At 44.5% G+C, this 17,406-nt stretch carries 16 protein-coding genes; 7 read left to right on the forward strand and 9 right to left on the reverse strand.

Features of this window, described 5'->3' with window-relative positions; all coding sequences use genetic code 11:
• Nucleotides 1-92 precede the first annotated feature (92 nt).
• A complete protein-coding gene (locus ACXAER_RS12200; protein WP_474829584.1) occupies nucleotides 93-1,328 on the reverse strand; it encodes a malic enzyme-like NAD(P)-binding protein in 1,236 nt (411 codons plus the stop codon).
• A gap of 625 nt (nucleotides 1,329-1,953) precedes the next feature.
• On the opposite strand from ACXAER_RS12200, the gene ACXAER_RS12205 reads away from it, so the two are divergent.
• Nucleotides 1,954-2,271, forward strand: coding sequence for a hypothetical protein (locus tag ACXAER_RS12205; protein ID WP_474829586.1), 318 nt, complete (start codon nucleotides 1,954-1,956; stop codon nucleotides 2,269-2,271).
• A 174-nt stretch (nucleotides 2,272-2,445) separates the two neighbouring features.
• On the opposite strand, the gene rpmE is transcribed toward ACXAER_RS12205, so the two are convergent.
• Complete coding sequence (rpmE, locus tag ACXAER_RS12210) at nucleotides 2,446-2,658, reverse strand: 50S ribosomal protein L31 (RefSeq protein ID WP_012519872.1); 213 nt, start codon at nucleotides 2,656-2,658, stop codon at nucleotides 2,446-2,448.
• Between the two features lie 452 nt (nucleotides 2,659-3,110).
• On the opposite strand from rpmE, the gene priA reads away from it, so the two are divergent.
• From priA to hslU, 5 genes are all read left to right on the forward strand, one after another.
• Nucleotides 3,111-5,300, forward strand: a complete 2,190-nt coding sequence (priA, locus tag ACXAER_RS12215) for a primosomal protein N' (protein ID WP_474829588.1) — start codon at nucleotides 3,111-3,113, stop codon at nucleotides 5,298-5,300.
• 132 nt (nucleotides 5,301-5,432) lie between these two features.
• A complete protein-coding gene (locus tag ACXAER_RS12220; protein WP_474829590.1) occupies nucleotides 5,433-6,023 on the forward strand; it encodes an SPOR domain-containing protein in 591 nt (196 codons plus the stop codon).
• Nucleotides 6,024-6,095: 72 nt separating this feature from the next.
• Nucleotides 6,096-6,833, forward strand: coding sequence for a hypothetical protein (locus ACXAER_RS12225; protein WP_474829592.1), 738 nt, complete (start codon nucleotides 6,096-6,098; stop codon nucleotides 6,831-6,833).
• Between the two features lie 163 nt (nucleotides 6,834-6,996).
• On the forward strand, nucleotides 6,997-7,521 hold the full coding sequence (gene hslV, locus ACXAER_RS12230; RefSeq protein WP_025257580.1) for an ATP-dependent protease subunit HslV: 525 nt from the start codon (nucleotides 6,997-6,999) through the stop codon (nucleotides 7,519-7,521).
• An 82-nt stretch (nucleotides 7,522-7,603) separates the two neighbouring features.
• Complete coding sequence (gene hslU, locus ACXAER_RS12235) at nucleotides 7,604-8,932, forward strand: HslU--HslV peptidase ATPase subunit (protein ID WP_118491788.1); 1,329 nt, start codon at nucleotides 7,604-7,606, stop codon at nucleotides 8,930-8,932.
• Between the two features lie 208 nt (nucleotides 8,933-9,140).
• Here hslU and ACXAER_RS12240 read toward each other — a convergent pair whose 3' ends face one another.
• From ACXAER_RS12240 to ACXAER_RS12270, 7 genes are all read right to left on the reverse strand, one after another.
• Nucleotides 9,141-9,596 carry a type II toxin-antitoxin system YhaV family toxin gene (locus ACXAER_RS12240; RefSeq protein WP_474830572.1) on the reverse strand — a complete coding sequence of 152 codons (456 nt, stop codon included), beginning with the start codon at nucleotides 9,594-9,596 and terminating at the stop codon, nucleotides 9,141-9,143.
• 20 nt (nucleotides 9,597-9,616) lie between these two features.
• Nucleotides 9,617-9,946, reverse strand: coding sequence for a type II toxin-antitoxin system PrlF family antitoxin (locus tag ACXAER_RS12245; protein ID WP_474804333.1), 330 nt, complete (start codon nucleotides 9,944-9,946; stop codon nucleotides 9,617-9,619).
• A gap of 209 nt (nucleotides 9,947-10,155) precedes the next feature.
• Nucleotides 10,156-11,154: an ATP-grasp domain-containing protein gene (locus ACXAER_RS12250; protein WP_474829594.1), complete on the reverse strand. Its 999-nt coding sequence runs from the start codon at nucleotides 11,152-11,154 to the stop codon at nucleotides 10,156-10,158.
• Nucleotides 11,155-11,266: 112 nt separating this feature from the next.
• Complete coding sequence (locus ACXAER_RS12255) at nucleotides 11,267-11,488, reverse strand: hypothetical protein (protein WP_474829596.1); 222 nt, start codon at nucleotides 11,486-11,488, stop codon at nucleotides 11,267-11,269.
• Nucleotides 11,489-11,535: 47 nt separating this feature from the next.
• Nucleotides 11,536-11,847: a helix-turn-helix domain-containing protein gene (locus ACXAER_RS12260; protein ID WP_179984757.1), complete on the reverse strand. Its 312-nt coding sequence runs from the start codon at nucleotides 11,845-11,847 to the stop codon at nucleotides 11,536-11,538.
• The gene (locus ACXAER_RS12265) at nucleotides 11,844-14,120 is read right to left on the reverse strand and encodes a peptidase domain-containing ABC transporter (RefSeq protein ID WP_474829598.1); all 2,277 of its coding nucleotides are present in this window, start codon (nucleotides 14,118-14,120) and stop codon (nucleotides 11,844-11,846) included. Before ACXAER_RS12265 ends, ACXAER_RS12260 begins: the two co-directional genes overlap by 4 nt.
• Before the next feature lie 2 nt (nucleotides 14,121-14,122).
• On the reverse strand, nucleotides 14,123-15,376 hold the full coding sequence (locus ACXAER_RS12270) for an HlyD family secretion protein (protein WP_474829600.1): 1,254 nt from the start codon (nucleotides 15,374-15,376) through the stop codon (nucleotides 14,123-14,125).
• A gap of 432 nt (nucleotides 15,377-15,808) precedes the next feature.
• Here ACXAER_RS12270 and ACXAER_RS12275 point away from each other — a divergent pair, with 432 nt between their 5' ends.
• Entirely contained in the window at nucleotides 15,809-17,353 is a 1,545-nt protein-coding gene (locus ACXAER_RS12275; protein WP_474829602.1) for a hydroxymethylglutaryl-CoA reductase, read from the forward strand.
• Nucleotides 17,354-17,406 lie beyond the last annotated feature (53 nt).

Consider the following 17,406-nt stretch of genomic DNA (forward strand, 5'->3'; position numbering starts at 1 on the left):
TTTTTTTATGTACTTGTATTCTTTAAGCGCACTTTTTAGCAAATATTGGTTGAGCGTTAACCCAACCTTTTTTAGCCTTGTGCGCCAGAACTTTATTTTTCTGGGCTTTCAGGTACTCGTGCAACACCCGACTCAATAGCCGCCTTAGATACCGCGGTAGCTATACGCTCGCACAGACGTGGGTCCATAGGTTTAGGAATAATATACTCCTTACCAAATGTCAGACTATCGCTTTTACTCGCGGCCAATACTTCCTGTGGTACAGGTTCTTTCGTAATAGCACGAAGAGCTTCAACCGCCGCCACTTTCATCTCATCATTAATGGCTGTAGCGCGAACATCTAAAGCACCGCGGAAAATAAACGGAAAGCACAGCACGTTGTTTACCTGATTAGGATAGTCTGAGCGGCCAGTAGCCATAATTAGGTCTTTACGCACTTCGTGAGCAAGTTCAGGCTTTATCTCAGGATCTGGATTAGAACATGCAAATACAATTGGGTTTTCAGCCATCAAAGAAAGCGCTTCTGGCGGTAAAACATCAGGGCCTGATACACCGACAAAGATATCTGCGCCTTCCATTACATCTTCAAGGGTGCGCTTATCAGTATTGTTAGCAAACAGCTTCTTGTGCTCAGTTAAATCTTCGCGACGAGTGTGGATAACGCCTTTTCTATCTAACATGTAGATACGCTCACGCTGGGCACCACACTTAATCAGTAGCTCCATACAGGCAACCGCTGCTGCTCCGGCGCCCATGCAAACAATTTTAGCGTTCTCTATATTTTTGCCCTGAATCTCTAGAGCGTTAAGCATACCTGCTGCGGTTACAATAGCGGTACCATGCTGATCATCATGAAATACTGGAATTTTACAGCGCTTAATGAGCTCTTGCTCAATTTCGAAGCATTCAGGTGCTTTGATGTCTTCTAGGTTAATACCGCCAAACGTATCAGCAATATTCGCCACGGTATTAATGAACTCTTCGGTCGTACGATGCTTTACTTCAATATCAATGGCATCTAGACCAGCAAAGCGTTTAAACAGAAGTGCTTTACCTTCCATTACTGGCTTTGAAGCTAATGGGCCTAAATTACCTAAGCCTAGTATCGCAGTTCCGTTACTGATAACCGCAACCAAGTTACCTTTGCCCGTATACTTGTAAGCGTTATCTGCATCCTCGGCGATTTCTCTCACCGGCTCGGCAACGCCCGGACTGTAGGCAAGAGCAAGGTCGTCGACGCTATCGGCTGGCTTAGATAGCTCTACGCGAATTTTTCCAGGTGTGGGTTTGGCGTGATAGTCGAGTGCGCGTTGTCTAAAATCTGACATGTAAAAAGGTATCCTTAGATGTAGGGTTCATCGGTATTTTTGTTCACGCTCTGTAGCTATTTTATTATCGTTGTAGTTATAGATAGATAAACATAAGCGCGTTACAACTAACTAATGACAAAAGTGATTATAAATAGTTGTTAGCACTAGTGTGGTACGTTGGAAACTGCAGACCTAGCGTTAACTCTTCCTGATTTCCCTAACATATCGCTGTTGATATAGGTCTAACATTTAGACCTGAATTTATATCCAAAAGCGCCACAAGCCTTAGCAGTTAAGCATTATTCATAAAATTAATGCTCACTATCAAGGTGCCGTTCGCAACTCTAACACAGCCAATCACTGTGTACATATCTGATCAGAATTTTCAATTACCAATGTAGGGTAGGCATACTAATTAGACCAGTAAAATAAGTCTATAATTGTCATTCATAAAATTTATTTTTAAGTCTCACTTCATTTTGAAGGTGTATTATAGGCGCGGGTGCTAAGATGCTTATCGATTTATATTCGAAAAAACAGTATTGGATAATATTTCACAAAGATAGACCTCTTTATTTTCACTATTGTTTTTCTGATAAAATACGATAAATGGCCTCTCAAACTCGTTTTGAAGACAAAGAATATGACAGAGAAAAAACTAATCGCAGTGCTAACAGATGTGTGTGAAAACGTAAAATCTGACGATAATGGATTCGTATGGCTTACGCATTTAGGACCTTGGAAAGCGCCGAAAGTTATTGCCGTATTTAATACGGAGCAAGAGAAGCAGCAAGCATTGATTAACGGTTGGGATATGGACTTCATAAACCAGGTGAATATAGCCCTTGAATTTATTAAGTCTAGTCCAGCTGGAATTTATTTCGACAGTGAGGAAGCGTGTAAAAAACAAAGTAGAGGGGACTGGGAAAAGCACTTGGTAAGAGTCGAAAACCTTCATTAAGCATAATGAGCGCTTTGGTCTCAAATGTACGCGATATTGATATGATCAATTAGCTTTGATTAGAGGCGCTTGCATAAGTGGAAGCTATTCAATGTTAGTCTACTAACGTGAATAGTTATCTCTGGACAATAAAAAAGCGCCATGAAGGCGCTTTTTTCGAACTCGATATCAGGCTTACTTTTTGCCCAATGCACCGAAACGCTTCTTGAAGCGATCAACACGACCACCAGTATCAACGTTACGTTGCTTACCAGTGTAGAATGGGTGACATGAAGAACATACGTCTAGGTTAATGTCTTTACCAAGCGTAGAACGAATCTTCATTACGTTACCACATGAGCAAGTAGCTGTGATTTCTTCGTATTTAGGGTGGATATCTTGTTTCATTGGGTTACCTCAAATAATAAGGCCGTATCGCTATACAACCCGAAGTCGCACACCATACGTTACTTAGTTCAAATGATAAGTCGTTCAAAGAACAACCCATCGCAAAAAGAGCGGCGCATAATATAGGATGGATGTGGCATGATCAAGTGGTTTTTGCCCAATTGTTAAACAAAGCAGCTTGGCAAGAAGGCTACCCAAGAGAGCTAAACGAAAAACATTCCTTTTATGCTTTAACGTAAAGTATGTTTAAATATTTGTCTTTCAAGGCTAGGCCCATTAGCGTCAATAGTAAAATTGTGCGCTATAGCAAAATGTGTAGCTAACTGTTAGCAGCGCAAACTGCTGTAATATATGGGTCTGCAAGTAGCTTCAGTATTATTAGTTTCAATATAAGAAGCTTAGTAAGCGCATTACGCGCTGTAACAGCCATCAAATAAGGTAGAACGTTCGCAATGGCCTTTATCCAAGTTGCCGTGCCAGTGCCACTGCGCCAACTTTTCACATATACCCACGATAACGTACTCAGTGCGGGTGTCAGAGTGATTGTGCCTTTTGGCCCACGCAAATTGGTGGGTGTGGTCGTTGAAACCCTCCAAAAGCCTGAAAGTGAAATTGACAACGTCGACAAGTTAAAAGCTATCGAGTCGGTACTTGACGATAGCCCCATTATAGATGATGTGTTGCTGAAAATGGCACAGTGGCTGTGGCAGTATTATCACCATGCGCCGGGTGAAGTACTGCACGCCATGTTGCCTGTTTTATTACGCAAAGGCGAGTCGGCGGCTCCCACACCACAAGACATGTTAATGCTTACCGAAGAAGGTGTGCAAACGGCTGCAGAAACGCTATCGCGAGCACCTAAGCAACAAGCTTGCTTTGCTGCACTGGCTGGTGGAGCCTTATTAGCGTCGCAAGCGCGAAAGCAGTATGGTGCTCCTGCAGTTAAAGCGCTTGTTGAAAAGTCTTTGGTACGTATTGAAGAAATAACACCTGAATTTAAGCCAGGCAGCTGGCTTGCCTCGTTATCGCTTTCTGAAAAGCCAATTCCAGACACTGAGCAGTCAGTTGCCATTGCTGCGCTTAATCGTCAGCAAGGTAACTTCGCGGTAAGTTTACTTGAAGGGGTTACCGGTAGCGGTAAAACGGAAGTGTACCTTCAAGCCATTGAACCCTTACTGCGCGAAGGAAAACAGGTGCTTATTCTTGTACCAGAAATTGGGCTTACACCGCAAACCGTGTCACGCTTTGAGAAGCGCTTTGGCATTGCGGTGGGCGTTTTACACTCTCAGCTCTCTGATAAAGAAAGGTTAAACGTTTGGCAGCGGTCTAAAGCTGGCGAACTTGGTATTATTATTGGTACCCGCTCGGCTATTTTCACGCCATTACATAATCCAGGTATGTTGATTGTGGATGAAGAGCACGACGAGTCGTTTAAGCAGCAGGATGGGCTGCGCTACCACGCTCGTGATTTAGCTGCCATGCGTGCCAAGCAGCATAAGATTCCTCTTTTGCTAGGCAGCGCCACGCCCGCGCTTGAAACACTTAATAATGCGTTAAGCGGCCGCTATGCTCATTTACAGCTAACCAAGCGAGCGGGAGGTGCGAAAAGCACCCATCAGCATGTGTTGGACGCGCGCGACCAACCTATTCATTACGGCATTTCACAAGGCCTGTTAACGATAATGCGTCAGCACATTAACGCAGGAAATCAGGTGTTGGTGTTTGTAAACCGAAGAGGTTATGCGCCAGCGCTACTCTGTCATCACTGCGGTGAGACCGCAATGTGTAAGCGTTGTGATCGCCCTTATACCGTGCACAAAGCCCAAAACCGGTTACAGTGCCACCACTGCGGTGGCATGCGTTCAATGCCATCAAACTGCGAAGCGTGCCATCACAATGAATTAGTTACCGCAGGTACGGGGACAGAGCAAGTTGAGCAAGGGCTAGCAAGCTTATTTCCCGGCGTTAAACAGGTAAGAATAGACAGCGATACTGTGCGGGGTAAAGACAAGCTTCACCAAACCCTTGATGCTATTAATCGCCAAGAGTACCAGTTGCTGGTAGGAACCCAGATACTATCAAAGGGTCATCACTTTCCTCATGTCACTCTAGTAGCAGTGCTAGATTGTGATGGTGCCCTTTTTAGTGCCGATTTTAGAGCGCCAGAAAAGCTCGCTCAGCTTGTTACTCAGCTTGCTGGAAGAGCGGGGCGCGCCAGTAAACCTGGTGAAATGTGGCTTCAAACCCATAATCCTCATCACCCTTTACTACAAGATTTAGTGCACAATGGCTATGGGCATTTCGCGCGACACGCTTTAATGGAGCGTAAGGCAGCAGGGTTACCCCCTTTTATTAGCCAGTTTGTTATTCGCGCAGAGGCTACCGATAGCAGTTTGGCTTATCGCTTTCTACAGGAAAGTAAGCAGGTGTTTAATCAACAGCACGCCATTGATATAAACGGTCCGTTTCCTTGTTTAATTGAAAAGCGGCAAGGCAGGTTTCGGTTTATGCTGGTATGCAGCCATGAAAAGCGTGCGCCGCTTCACAATGCACTGCGTTTGGCACTGCCATTTTTACAGGCGTTACCACAGGCTATGAAGGTAAGGTGGTCGATTGATATCGATCCTACCGATTTCAGTTAGCTTGTTAGGTAGCAATACGTTAAAATTTTAGCAAGGTTGAAGAGGCTGAAACACCAGCCCTTCTAATAGACTTGGTATATGACGTTTTCTTACGCATACAAACAACGATAACAAGTAGGAATATTGCCGACTATGGCTCAACGCGATTATGTCTCTCGTGGACGCTCTCCTCAAAAAAAGAAGCCCGCTGGTAAAGGTAGAAAGCCGGCGACAAATACGCGAACAAACGCACAAGCTAACGCCCCAGTTTCTGGGAAGCTTCCTATCGTGCGTCTTATAGGCATTTTCGCTTTAGTGATTGGCTTCGGTGTATTTTTATGGTCGATAAAAGACAATGTAGAGGATGACGTAGATACTCAAGCTTCACGACCTGTTGCCCCGACAGAAGAGTCTTTACCTGAGTTGCCTGAAGAAGAATGGGAGTACATTAAGACCCTGCCAGGGTATGAAGTAGAAGTTGAAGTAAGAGAGCAGGAAAAGTCTGACAAACGCTATCTTATGCAGTGCGCCTCATTTAGAACCCGGGCCCAGGCTGAAGAGATGAAAGCTAAAATTGCATTTCAGGGTTTAGAAGCTCTTATCAGACACAGCACCGGCAGCAATGGCGATTGGTTCCGCGTTATTCTTGGCCCATATGAATCTAAGCGCGATGCGGAAAAAGCCAAGCATAGTCTGCGTAAGGTAAACATTGCCACATGCCAAATTTGGTACTGGAATTTGTAGCAGTTCATTGTAGGTGACACTTAATGCGCTGCATAGCGCGTAGCGGAAGTATGTATTTACAAGGAAGTATCAATGGGTTTTGCCATCACCGAACAACCAGATTACGCCGCTTATAGCATAGAAGAGCTTGAAGACGTTCTGGAAAATATCGATAAGCAGGCCTTTCCAGAGCGCTATCAGGCAGCGAAGAACGAGCTCGATTCTAGGCGAGCTACGCTGCCATTTGATGATGCGGATAGCGCCCTTCAAGACGATCACATTTCTCGACCCAAATGGTCTGAACTACACCTGATCACACGCATATCGAACATTACCTTTTTGGTACTTATCGGCGCTTTGTTTGTAACGGTTTTCACCAATTTTATCGTGATCAATGCTTGGCTAGACAATTCGAATTGGGCCATTGCTCTTCTCACTGTTGTTTATAGCGCCTTTTATTACCTCACTATTTTCGTTGATAAGCGACACGCACAGTTTGTGACTAAAGATTTGCGTGGAAAAATGACGTTACTTGGTATGCCGCTATTAGCCTTTTTCTTATGTTTTAGTTTCGTTGATACGGCATTGCCCTATACGCTTCACTTAATGTCCGACAAACAAGAGATAGAACGAAAATTTGCTTATGAAAAAGGAAGCGGCTCTAAACACTGTCGACACTCACTATTGCTAAAAGAGAGCGGAGCTTTGTCCGATGGGCGCTTATGCTTAGGGGAAAGCGAGCACAAACGCCTACCGAACAGAGGTTGGGTGTATGTAAAAGGTTATGAAAGTAGTTTTGGTTTTGACATCGAAAGTTATCGATTTCGCTAAGCCCAAATAGTAGGTACCTCTGAGCGCACATTCTTTTGTCTCACCCTTGAAATTAAAAAGCCTTCCCCCACTTATTTGTTATTGAATTATTACGCTGCTGCCTTAGTTCCGCGAAAAAGGTACATATAAAACGCAGCAGCGCCCAGCTAAACGGGGAAATAACGTGACAACGATTGTATCTGTACGACGTGGGAATCAAGTGGTAATGGCTGGTGACGGACAGGTATCACTAGGCAACACCGTAATGAAAGGGAATGCGCGCAAGGTGCGCCGTTTGTACCACGACAAAATTCTAGCGGGCTTTGCGGGCGGCACGGCCGACGCGTTTACGCTATTTGAGCGCTTTGAAGCCAAGCTTGAAGCGCACCAAGGCCATTTAACCAAGGCCGCGGTTGAACTTGCCAAAGACTGGCGGACCGATAGGGCGTTACGCAAACTTGAAGCCCTGCTTGCTGTAGCCGATGAAACAGCGTCATTCATCATTACCGGTAACGGTGACGTAGTGCAGCCAGAGCAAGATCTTATCGCGATTGGCTCTGGTGGTAACTATGCACAAGCGGCAGCTACTGCACTTTTAGACAATACCGAGCTAAGCGCTAAGGAAATTGCTGAAAAATCGCTGACCATTGCCGGTGATATTTGCGTATTTACTAACCATAGCCAAACGGTTGATGTACTAGATTACTAAGTAATAGCGAACGCTGTTATTGGCTTGTTGTCGCTCGTTTGCGTAGCAAGTACAACAAGTATTGTTAGAAAAGGGTTTATTCATGTCTGAGATGACACCAAGAGAAATTGTTCACGAGTTAGACCGACACATTATCGGTCAACAAGATGCCAAGCGCGCTGTATCTATTGCACTTAGAAACCGCTGGCGTCGTATGCAGCTTGAGCCTGAGCTGCGCCAAGAAGTTACCCCAAAAAATATTTTGATGATTGGTCCAACGGGGGTGGGTAAAACCGAAATCGCTCGCCGTTTAGCTAAACTTGCTAACGCGCCCTTCATTAAAGTTGAAGCGACAAAGTTCACCGAAGTGGGCTATGTGGGTAAAGAAGTTGAAACCATCATTCGTGATCTTGCCGACATCGCGGTAAAAATGACGAAAGAAAACGAAATGAAGAAAGTGAAATTCCGTGCTGAAGAAGCGGCGGAAGAGCGCATTTTAGACGTTTTGCTTCCTCCACCAGAAGACGCGTGGGGCAACAAAGAAGACGTTGAAGATCGCGGCACACGCCAAGCATTTCGCAAGAAGCTACGTCAGGGCGATTTAGACGACAAAGAAATTGAAATTGATGTGGCACTTCCACAGATGGGCGTAGAAATTATGGCGCCTCCTGGTATGGAAGAAATGACTAATCAGCTTCAAGGCATGTTCCAAAACTTGTCGGGTTCGCAAAAGAAAAAGAAGAAGCTGAAAATTAAAGAAGCGTTCAAACTGCTTATTGAAGAAGAGGCGGCACGCCTTGTAAATCAAGAAGACTTGAAAGAAAAAGCCATTGAGTCAGTAGAACAGCACGGTATTGTGTTTGTCGATGAAATTGACAAAATTTGTAAGCGTGAAGGCAATACGTCAGGCGATGTCTCTCGTGAAGGCGTACAGCGTGACCTGCTTCCACTTGTAGAAGGCTCTACGGTGTCGACAAAACACGGCATGGTTAAAACCGACCATATCTTATTTATTGCTTCAGGTGCATTCCAAATGAGCAAGCCGTCTGATCTTATCCCAGAGCTTCAGGGGCGACTGCCTATTCGTGTTGAGCTTGCTGCGCTGAAAGTGGGCGACTTTAAACGTATTCTTACCGAGCCAAACGCATCATTAACTCAGCAGTATGTTGCGTTAATGAAAACGGAAGGGGTTGATATCAGTTTTGACGATTCTGGCATTCAGCGTATAGCCGAAGCGGCTTGGCAGGTGAATGAGCGCACTGAAAACATCGGCGCTCGCCGTCTGCATACGGTGCTTGAACGCCTAATGGAAGATATCTCGTTTGATGCTTCAGAGAAAAGTGGTGAGTCGTTCGTGATTGATGCAGACTACGTTAATAGCCACCTAGAAACCTTGGTAGATAACGAAGACCTGTCGCGTTTCATCCTTTAAATAAATGCTAAGTAGAGGCCTCTTCCTGTAGTTGGTTTGTCCAATTAAAGGGGAGGCTTCATAATTTTTTGGCTAACCAAGTCGACAATTTGTAAATCAGAAATTTTATATTGAAGAGTGCCATTGGTGGGAAATGCCCGCGTGCCTGTATGTTTCTAACCTATAAATAACTATGAGCTTCTTAGCTAAAAGAGAACAAGCAGGCGGTTTAAAGTGGGAGTAATTCATTTTTGGCTGCTTTTAAAAGATCCGCCCATTCTTTTGGTGGGTGACCAGATTTCACCATCTTTTCAAAAACTTTATAAGCATCTGTTTTACTTCCATAAGCTCGTTTGTTTTTCTCGTCATTTACCCATGCATATACAATAACCTTTGACTCAAGGTGGAATCGAAAAAACAGTCGATACTGTTGAAAAAACTTTGCTCTAAACCAGTGCTTATTGTCATCGCCCAATGTATTTCCTTGGCGGAAACTTGCGTGAGTAGGATCATGGGGGATGAGTTCAAAGGCCAGTCTTTGGATAGCCGCTAAACGCTTAGTAACATTTTTCTTTTTGTAATTTTGCGGATCTTTTTCCCGTAGAGCTTCAACCTCCCCTTTAAGACTGAGATACTGCTCTTTAAATAATGGATGAGCATAAAGTGTCCAACCGTTTACGACCATTGGTATCGCTTTTTGCAAACTTACTCATCCTCATCCAATAAAGGAGCGTCTAGGTCAACTTCGACACCTTGAATCAATTCACTAACGCTCTCACGCATGCTCGTAGATAACGGTTCTAGCTTCTCTGGGTGAGCCTGGATATCACGAGCTATAAACGTCAAAAACTCGCCAATTACAGGGTCGTTTTGTTGTGTTTCTGCACGCGATATAACTACGCTACCGTCAGCTTGAATGGCATACTTAATTTTGTCTTTTTTACTTAAACGTAATGCCTGACGAACAGAACTAGGTACTGTAGTTTGGAATCGTTCAGTAAGCGTTGATTCAGTTTCTAAAGCAGCGCGTGTCATAACAACCTCTAAAATATATAAACTAGGTTACTCCAAATTTTAGTACGGCATTAAAGGTAATGCAAATGCATTACCTTGCTGCGTTAGGTCATAAAGTATTTCGGCTACTAATGTATAGACGAAGTGCATAGTGTACTCCCACCTAAGATCTTTGACTTTTATTGCCTGACCTAATCGGAAAGCGTTAGGCACTTAAAAATAATCTAACGCTAATATTTAAAAAGCAGTGCCACCAATTTATCTGTTATATCTAGACCGGTATCATTTTCTACTTTTAAAAAGTAGGGACTCGGGTTCGCCTCTAGAAAAAAGTACTTTCCCTTCGCACTTCTGCGCCAGTCGATTGCGCACCAATGCATATCTAATGCTTGGCAAATTTCAATAGCCAGACGCTGTACCTCGTTTGGGATAATAGTCACAGACACACTGGCATTGTCGTCGTTTCTATAATCTAGTTCGCTTGAGTCGATTTGTACGCTTAGCACATCATCGCCTAGTACATAGCTACGTACATTTTCGCCCACAATGTATTTTTGGAAGGTCACAGGGCGCTCATTTAAAAGTGAATTTAGGAGCGGGCGCATATTAGACTGTTTATTTACAAACTGCGCCGTGCGACCGCCGCGTACTGGCTTATAAATAACTTCTCGCATGTTGTTGCAAAACTGAGAGGCGACTTCGGGGGCATTGCCAACGAAGGTGTAGGGTATATGTGCACCCAACTTGCCTGCAACCCGTGACTGGTAAGGCTTACATTGATGGCTTCTTACAGCATCGATAGAGTTCACCCATTTGATGTCGCTATAGCTAAACCAACACAGTAAGGTGCTCGCCCGTTCTTGCTCGACCCAAGTAGCATCAGCTAACAGGTTAGGTGGCTTATTGTTAAGCTCATCTGTCTTAATCTGATTATTCACAGCGTGATTGGGTCGAGTATTCTCACCTGATGCTGTCAACGAAGCTCCCGGCAAATATTCATGCCAGTAGGCCGCTTTGGTGTTCGAAAAAGTCACTCTGGGTTGGTCACATAGTGTCGGTGAATTGAAATGGACTAATCCGTCGTCAAAATCAGGGTCATAGCTAATACTCCAAGCTGTACCGAATTGTTGCGTATTAGCGATATAAAAAGGGGTAGCTGTTTGACTAAGCGCCTTCGCTACGTGTTGAATTTGTGGATCTTGCTCACTTCCTAAAAGTGCAACGTGCATTCGCGCTCCTTGCTAACGGGTTATGGGTAAAGAGTATTGTTTTTAAAAAGCGCAACACATGGACAGTTCGTAAACACTGGCTATCCATATGCTGACGCTAAGGGGGTTAATGCTATGACAAAATATCTGGTAGTTTGCCGCCGCCTTCACCAATAGCCATGGTGATATAAACCGGTTCTTTGGGGGAAGGGCCAACTACCGGCACGGTATCGCTTAAACGAACGCGTAGACCGCCGGATACTTCAAACAGTTGCGCTTCCGCTAAAGCAACGGGCTCGGTGCTTGCTGGTGGGGTTAGATTTGGTTGGTTGTGATTTAGTTGATGGTGTTTCATAAAGTACGCTCCTTGTAGTGGCGTGTTGAGTGAAGAAGTGGATGCGCTTAAAGCGAAACCACTTCTCGGTAAAGGGTTCGAAAGCAGCAGGCGATAAGTGCTGAACGGCTACTGATATTGAGTTTTTTATAAATGTTGGCGCAGTGAAACTTAACGGTTCGCTCGCTGATGAATAGCTCAGAGGCGATCACTTTGTTAGAGCGGCCTTCCATTATTTTGTGTACTACCTGTAGCTCACGTTTCGACAAACAGTCCATGGGAATAACGGTGTCACGAGCGGTAATGCCACTCGCATCTATTTGCATGCGCTCAGCAGCTGTCATCAATACTGCGGGTTCTCTTACTTCATGGTTTTTCATAGGGTTTCTCCGTGTTTACCAGATGTTGCGCTTCCTGTTACTTCAGAGGGAGAGCATGGTTGTAATGTGCCCTGTTCTAGGCGATAAATTTTGTCTGCCAAGGCGATAGATTGGGGGCGATGTGCCACAATAATTCGAGTCATACTCAAGGATTTGAGGTGATGATTTATCTGAGCTTCATTGGCCATATCTAGGTGGCTGCTCGCTTCGTCTAAGAACAAAATGTCAGGCTCTTGATATAGTGCTCTTGCTAAAAGCAGGCGCTGCTTTTGCCCACCGCTCAAACTGCTACCCATATCGCCTACTAGCGAATGATATTGCATAGGCATGTGCATAATGTCGTGATGGATACAGGCAAGTTGTGCTACATAAACCATTTTCTTGAGGTTCGGGGCTTCTTCAAAGCAACAGATGTTTTGTCCAATAGTACCGCTTAAGCAGGCGTCTTCTTGAAGCACAGAAGCGATGACAGGATTTACAGTACTTGGATGCTCTATACTGCCTTGCGAGGCTGGATAAAGGCCCATTAAGCACTTAAGTAAGGTGCTTTTGCCACAGCCGCTGTCACCGATAATGGCTACGATTTCGCCGGTTTTTACTGAAAGTGTTAGGTTTTTAAATACCCACTCACTATTTTCTCCATAGCGGTAGCTAAGCGACTTTATCCTAAGCGCGGTAGTGCCTGACAAAGCGTCATCGTCGAAAGTGCTACTTCCCGGCGAGTCAGCATCGAGTAAGTTAAATAGGGGAGAGTTAGGTGAATCTGAGGTAGAAGCCGAGCTATTGGGCGTATGTGTATGCTGTACGCCGAGCGAACGCTCTGTATTATGTAGCGGGTGAGTTTTGGTTTTTTGCTCTACTGGTGTAAGTAAAATATCGCTTAAACGGTTGAAATGAACGCCTAGCATATTGAGCTCAATAAGCTTATTAACTATACCGTCAATAGCACCTACAAACCTTGTCTTATATGCCATAAAAGCCAGCAACATGCCTATTGAAAGGGAGCCTTGCATGACAAGGTTCGCGCCAATGTAAACAACGACTAGGTTTTCAACGCCAAACAGAAATTGGTTTGCCAGTGTGCTACCTATGTTAAATTTCCCTAAGGTGATGTCTTTGTTAAGTGTTGCAACTAGCTTGTTCTGCCATAGGCCATGGCGCTGTATCTCTTGCCCATACACGCGAATAGGTAAAATTGCCCGCACACTTTCCATGAAGTGGCTCTGTTCAGTAGCGGCCAGAGCAATGCGCTCAGTGGTATGCCTTTTAATGAATGGTAGAAGTCCCAGACGAATGGCTAGATAGATGACCATGATCACGACGACTACCAAAGTAAGCTTGAAGGAATATAAACTCATCACGGCCAAGGTGACGATTGCCATTATTCCATCTAGCATGGCGGTAACGACCCCAGTGGTTAAAAATTCCCGAATGCTAGCCAGGGAACCAAAGCGCGATACCACATCACCAATATGGCGTTTATCAAAATAGTCTAAGGGAAGAGCTAAAAGATGCTTGAATACAGATGCAGACATCTGTAGCTGTAGGCGAGATGAAACGGACAAGATAACGAACTTTCTTATACCGCTTGTAAAGGTTTCTATAACCAGTAATAGGGCAAAGCCAATAGCAAGAGCTTTGAGCAAGGCCTCGTTATTGTAAATTAATACATCATCAACCACTGTTTGCATGTAGTAAGGTGCAGCAAGGGCAAAAAGTTGCAGCACTATTGATAATGCGAAAAGCGTTAGTAAGTTGCGTTTGAAGCCGATGGCACGGGAGAAAAACTGAGTAAGCCCAAGTTGAGGCGCAGACTTTTTGGGGCTAAATGTGTCACTTGGTGAGACCTCAAGCGCAATCCCCGTAACGTACTTTGAGGCTTCTTCAAAATTGAGCTTTCTTTTACCTAGGGCGGGGTCATGAACGAAAATATGCTTCCCTCTCACTTTTGTCAAAACAACAAAGTGGTTCATATCCCAATGCAAAATGGCTGGGCAAGATAACTGCGCAAGATGCTCCATTTCTATCTTTACCGCTCGGGTTTGAAAGCCCAGGTCACTGGCAATTCGCATTACGTCTTTTAAGGTCGTTCCTCGTAGTGACACGGATATGCTTTGACGCAAAGTATTAAGGTCGCGCTTATCGGAGTAGTACTGTGCAATCATTGCCATACAAGCAAGTCCGCATTCAGCCGCTTCGCTTTGCAGAATAACCGGTACCCTGCTTGTTGTATGAAACAGTTGTGCCGAAAGAGGGTGTGTTAAACTCATCATGATTACAGCTTCCCTTTAATGCTATAGAGCGGTTCCATTAACCATTCCATAAGCGTGCGTTGACTTAATTGAACATCTGCCGAAAATGTCATGCCTGCTTTCAATGAAATACTGCTGCCGTAAGCCAATACTTCGTTTGTATCTAAGGTGGCAGTAACCAAGTAGGCTGGCTCGCTAATTGAAATAGGAACATCGGCAAGTTCTCCCGGTAAAACAAGCGACGAAGAAATATTGACTATCTCGCCAAACTGCACACCAAACTTTTGATAAGGGAACGCGTCATATCGTATGTGTAGGGCTTGGCCTTCTTGTAAAAATCCTGCTGAGCGCACGGGTACTGCGATTCGCGCTTGAATGTCAGCATTTTGAGGGAGTAGAGTGAGTAGAGGGCGAGCGCTGTCAACGGTATATCCCGTCTTTACATGAAGGCCTGATATCACGCCGCTGCGAGGGGCATAAATTATCTCTTCAGCATTACTTTTGTGACTCACAATTTGTTGGGTGAGATCGCTATAAGTATTCTCTATATTTGCCAGCTCGTTGGCTTGTTGCTCAGGCAAGGTAGCGAGTTCATGATTTATTGCTGCTATGTTGGCTTGCTCGCTATTCCAATCCTTTTTTGCTAAAGCTAGTTTCTGCTCTGCATTTAAGCGATTAAGCGAATGGGTTTCAAAGTCGGCACGGCTAATATGTCCCTGCTTAAGTAAGGTTTGTGCTTTTTCCCATTGTTTAGATGCTAGAAGCCACTGTGATTGGGTTAGAGCAATAATGTCTTTCAACGTTGCTGAAGTATGTTCTGCTTGGGAAAGCTGCTCTTCCAAGCGCTGCTGCTGGGCTAGGTGCAAAGTGCGCAGGCGCTTAATACTCTGGTGAGTGCGATTTTGTTTCGATTCTAGTTCGGCAAGTAACTGGGTACTGACTCTATGGCCTAATGCATCCTCGCTGCTGTAGCTAATTTTTATTAGAGGTGCGCCCTTTTCGACTAATTGACCTTCACTGACTATGACGTCGAGCACTTTTCCTCGCCTTGCGTCTGAATAAAGCTTGAAAACACCATGGCTGGGTTCTAGCCATCCAGTTACCGAAGCTTTTCGCGCATAACTTTCCATGTTCAGGTAAGCAGCAACCGCCACAATCCACACGACAAGCAGCCCTGCTATTGCTGAATAGGCTGGTTTAGGGGTCATTAAAAAGCTCCCCTCAACGGCATTTGATTGCTCATCAATAACTTCTTTTCTAAACAACCCTGTTCTCATCTTCATCCCTATATAATTCGCTACTTGCGCTTGGGGTCCTGATAAAGTAACCCTTTTTCTAAGTGCTAGTTTGCACATAAAGAGTATCTGGCTGCCGCTTCCATATCGGCGATTAATCCTTGGCATCGTATTCCGTGACGCCTCCATTTTGTTACTACCAGATACCTTGTGGTCAACGTTACTGCAGTGACGGTATTTACTTTAGGCGGCTTGAGAAGCGAATGAAGAGTGCTTAAGGTCTATTTTTCGGTAGCATGCAGCCGCATTGGGCTTGGCGCATTTTTGAAAGCGCTTGGCCTAAATTTGAAAGTTGATATTGCGCAAGAAAACGGCGAAGAGATGCAAAGAAGTCATAGAAGTGTCTAAAGAATGTGCTATAAAAAACAAGGAAATATGAAAATAACACGGTAAGAATACGTAGAAGGAAGCAAGATGTTTGTACCCAGCATACTTTTAAAACAACTTTACACACGTGCAAGCCTTACAAAAACAAATAAAGGCTTATCTTTTTCTCTTAAAAACAGATTAAAAGACGCGACAATCAAGGAAGTAAAATGGATATCCCTTGATGGCGAAAAAATTCCCGAAGAAAAAATTTCACTCCAACTTACTCCTGACACCTGTATTTCTGTAGAAGCTTTAAATAAGTCGGACGGGGAGCCGTTTGGCTTGCGTCAAACCATTACCGTGCATTTAGACATTGATGAAGCCCCATGCCCTGAAAAGCGCAAATTGGGTATTTGCTTTTCTGCATCACCCTTTGGAAAGCTTAAATTCGAAGTAGAAGATAATATTACTGCGCCAGGACAACGCAGTGCCTTTATTCCTCGTGACGATATGGATGATTATGGCGAAAGCATTATAAAAACACGCCAAGGATATTTTGAAAGCGCTACAGGCAAGAAAATAGACCACGTAGGGAAGTACTCAATTGACCCGCAAGCGCTTAAAGGCAATATCGAGCATTTCATTGGCGTGGCACAGGTTCCTATCGGTATTGCTGGGCCGTTGACCATTAATGGTGAACACGCACAAGGTGAGTTTGTTGTGCCACTAGCAACTACTGAAGGCACGTTAGTAGCATCATACAATCGCGGTATGAAGTTACTTAACATGAGTGGTGGCGTAACGGCAACAGTAGTTGATGATGCCATGCAGCGCGCGCCGGTATTTATCTTTGAGAATGCGCGAGGTGCCAGAGACTTCGTTAAGTGGATAAAATCAAACTTTGAGAAGATAAAAGAAGAAGCTGAGGCTACTTCAAGCGTTGCTAAGCTAACCTATATCGACCATTTCCTTTCGAATAAATTTGCGTTCTTACGGTTTAATTTTAAAACCGGTGATGCTGCAGGTCAGAACATGGTCGGGCGCGCTACGTTTGCAGCATGCGGGTGGATACTCGACCATTACGAGGGGATAGAGAATTTCTATCTTGAATCTAACTTTGCTACCGACAAAAAAGCCTCTCAAATAAACATTATGCGTACCCGTGGTAAACGGGTGACAGCTGAAGCCACTATTAAACGAGAGCATTTGTTAGAAGTAATGCGTGTTGACCCGAAGCAAATTGATTACCACGGCCGTGTGGCTGGTGTAGGGTCTTTCTTATCTGGTGTGAATAACACCGGTCTTCATTCGCCAAACGGTATAACTGCTATGTTTATAGCAACAGGGCAAGACGTTGCAAACGTATCTGAATCGTCGGCGGCCATGATGTATTCAGAGCTTACTGATGACGGTGACCTGTATGTGTCTATCACCATACCATCGCTTATTGTCGCTACTTATGGCGGCGGTACCGGTATTGGTACACAGCGAGAGTGCTTAGAGTTGCTAGATTGTTATGGGCGGGATCGCGTGTATAAATTTGCAGAAATTGTGGCGTCTGTGGTGTTGGCCGGTGAGATATCGCTAGCGTCAGCCATTAGTTCGTCAGACTGGGTGTCGTCACACGAACAGTATGGGCGTAACCGGTAGCAAGTAAATTTAACTAACGGAAAGTAAAAAGGGGCTTCACATAATGTGAAGCC

The sequence above is a fragment of the Alteromonas sp. AWJ4_199 genome (assembly GCF_056159165.1).

Coding starts and splice junctions, on each gene's coding strand:
- ACXAER_RS12200 (WP_474829584.1), bottom strand. CDS start 1,328: ATGTCAGATTTTAGACAACGCGCACTCGACTATCACGCCAAACCCACA.
- ACXAER_RS12205 (WP_474829586.1), top strand. CDS start 1,954: ATGACAGAGAAAAAACTAATCGCAGTGCTAACAGATGTGTGTGAAAAC.
- rpmE (WP_012519872.1), bottom strand. CDS start 2,658: ATGAAACAAGATATCCACCCTAAATACGAAGAAATCACAGCTACTTGC.
- priA (WP_474829588.1), top strand. CDS start 3,111: ATGGCCTTTATCCAAGTTGCCGTGCCAGTGCCACTGCGCCAACTTTTC.
- ACXAER_RS12220 (WP_474829590.1), top strand. CDS start 5,433: ATGGCTCAACGCGATTATGTCTCTCGTGGACGCTCTCCTCAAAAAAAG.
- ACXAER_RS12225 (WP_474829592.1), top strand. CDS start 6,096: ATGGGTTTTGCCATCACCGAACAACCAGATTACGCCGCTTATAGCATA.
- hslU (WP_118491788.1), top strand. CDS start 7,604: ATGTCTGAGATGACACCAAGAGAAATTGTTCACGAGTTAGACCGACAC.
- ACXAER_RS12240 (WP_474830572.1), bottom strand. CDS start 9,596: ATGGTCGTAAACGGTTGGACACTTTATGCTCATCCATTATTTAAAGAG.
- ACXAER_RS12245 (WP_474804333.1), bottom strand. CDS start 9,946: ATGACACGCGCTGCTTTAGAAACTGAATCAACGCTTACTGAACGATTC.
- ACXAER_RS12250 (WP_474829594.1), bottom strand. CDS start 11,154: ATGCACGTTGCACTTTTAGGAAGTGAGCAAGATCCACAAATTCAACAC.
- ACXAER_RS12255 (WP_474829596.1), bottom strand. CDS start 11,488: ATGAAACACCATCAACTAAATCACAACCAACCAAATCTAACCCCACCA.
- ACXAER_RS12260 (WP_179984757.1), bottom strand. CDS start 11,847: ATGAAAAACCATGAAGTAAGAGAACCCGCAGTATTGATGACAGCTGCT.
- ACXAER_RS12265 (WP_474829598.1), bottom strand. CDS start 14,120: ATGATGAGTTTAACACACCCTCTTTCGGCACAACTGTTTCATACAACA.
- ACXAER_RS12270 (WP_474829600.1), bottom strand. CDS start 15,376: ATGAGAACAGGGTTGTTTAGAAAAGAAGTTATTGATGAGCAATCAAAT.
- ACXAER_RS12275 (WP_474829602.1), top strand. CDS start 15,809: ATGTTTGTACCCAGCATACTTTTAAAACAACTTTACACACGTGCAAGC.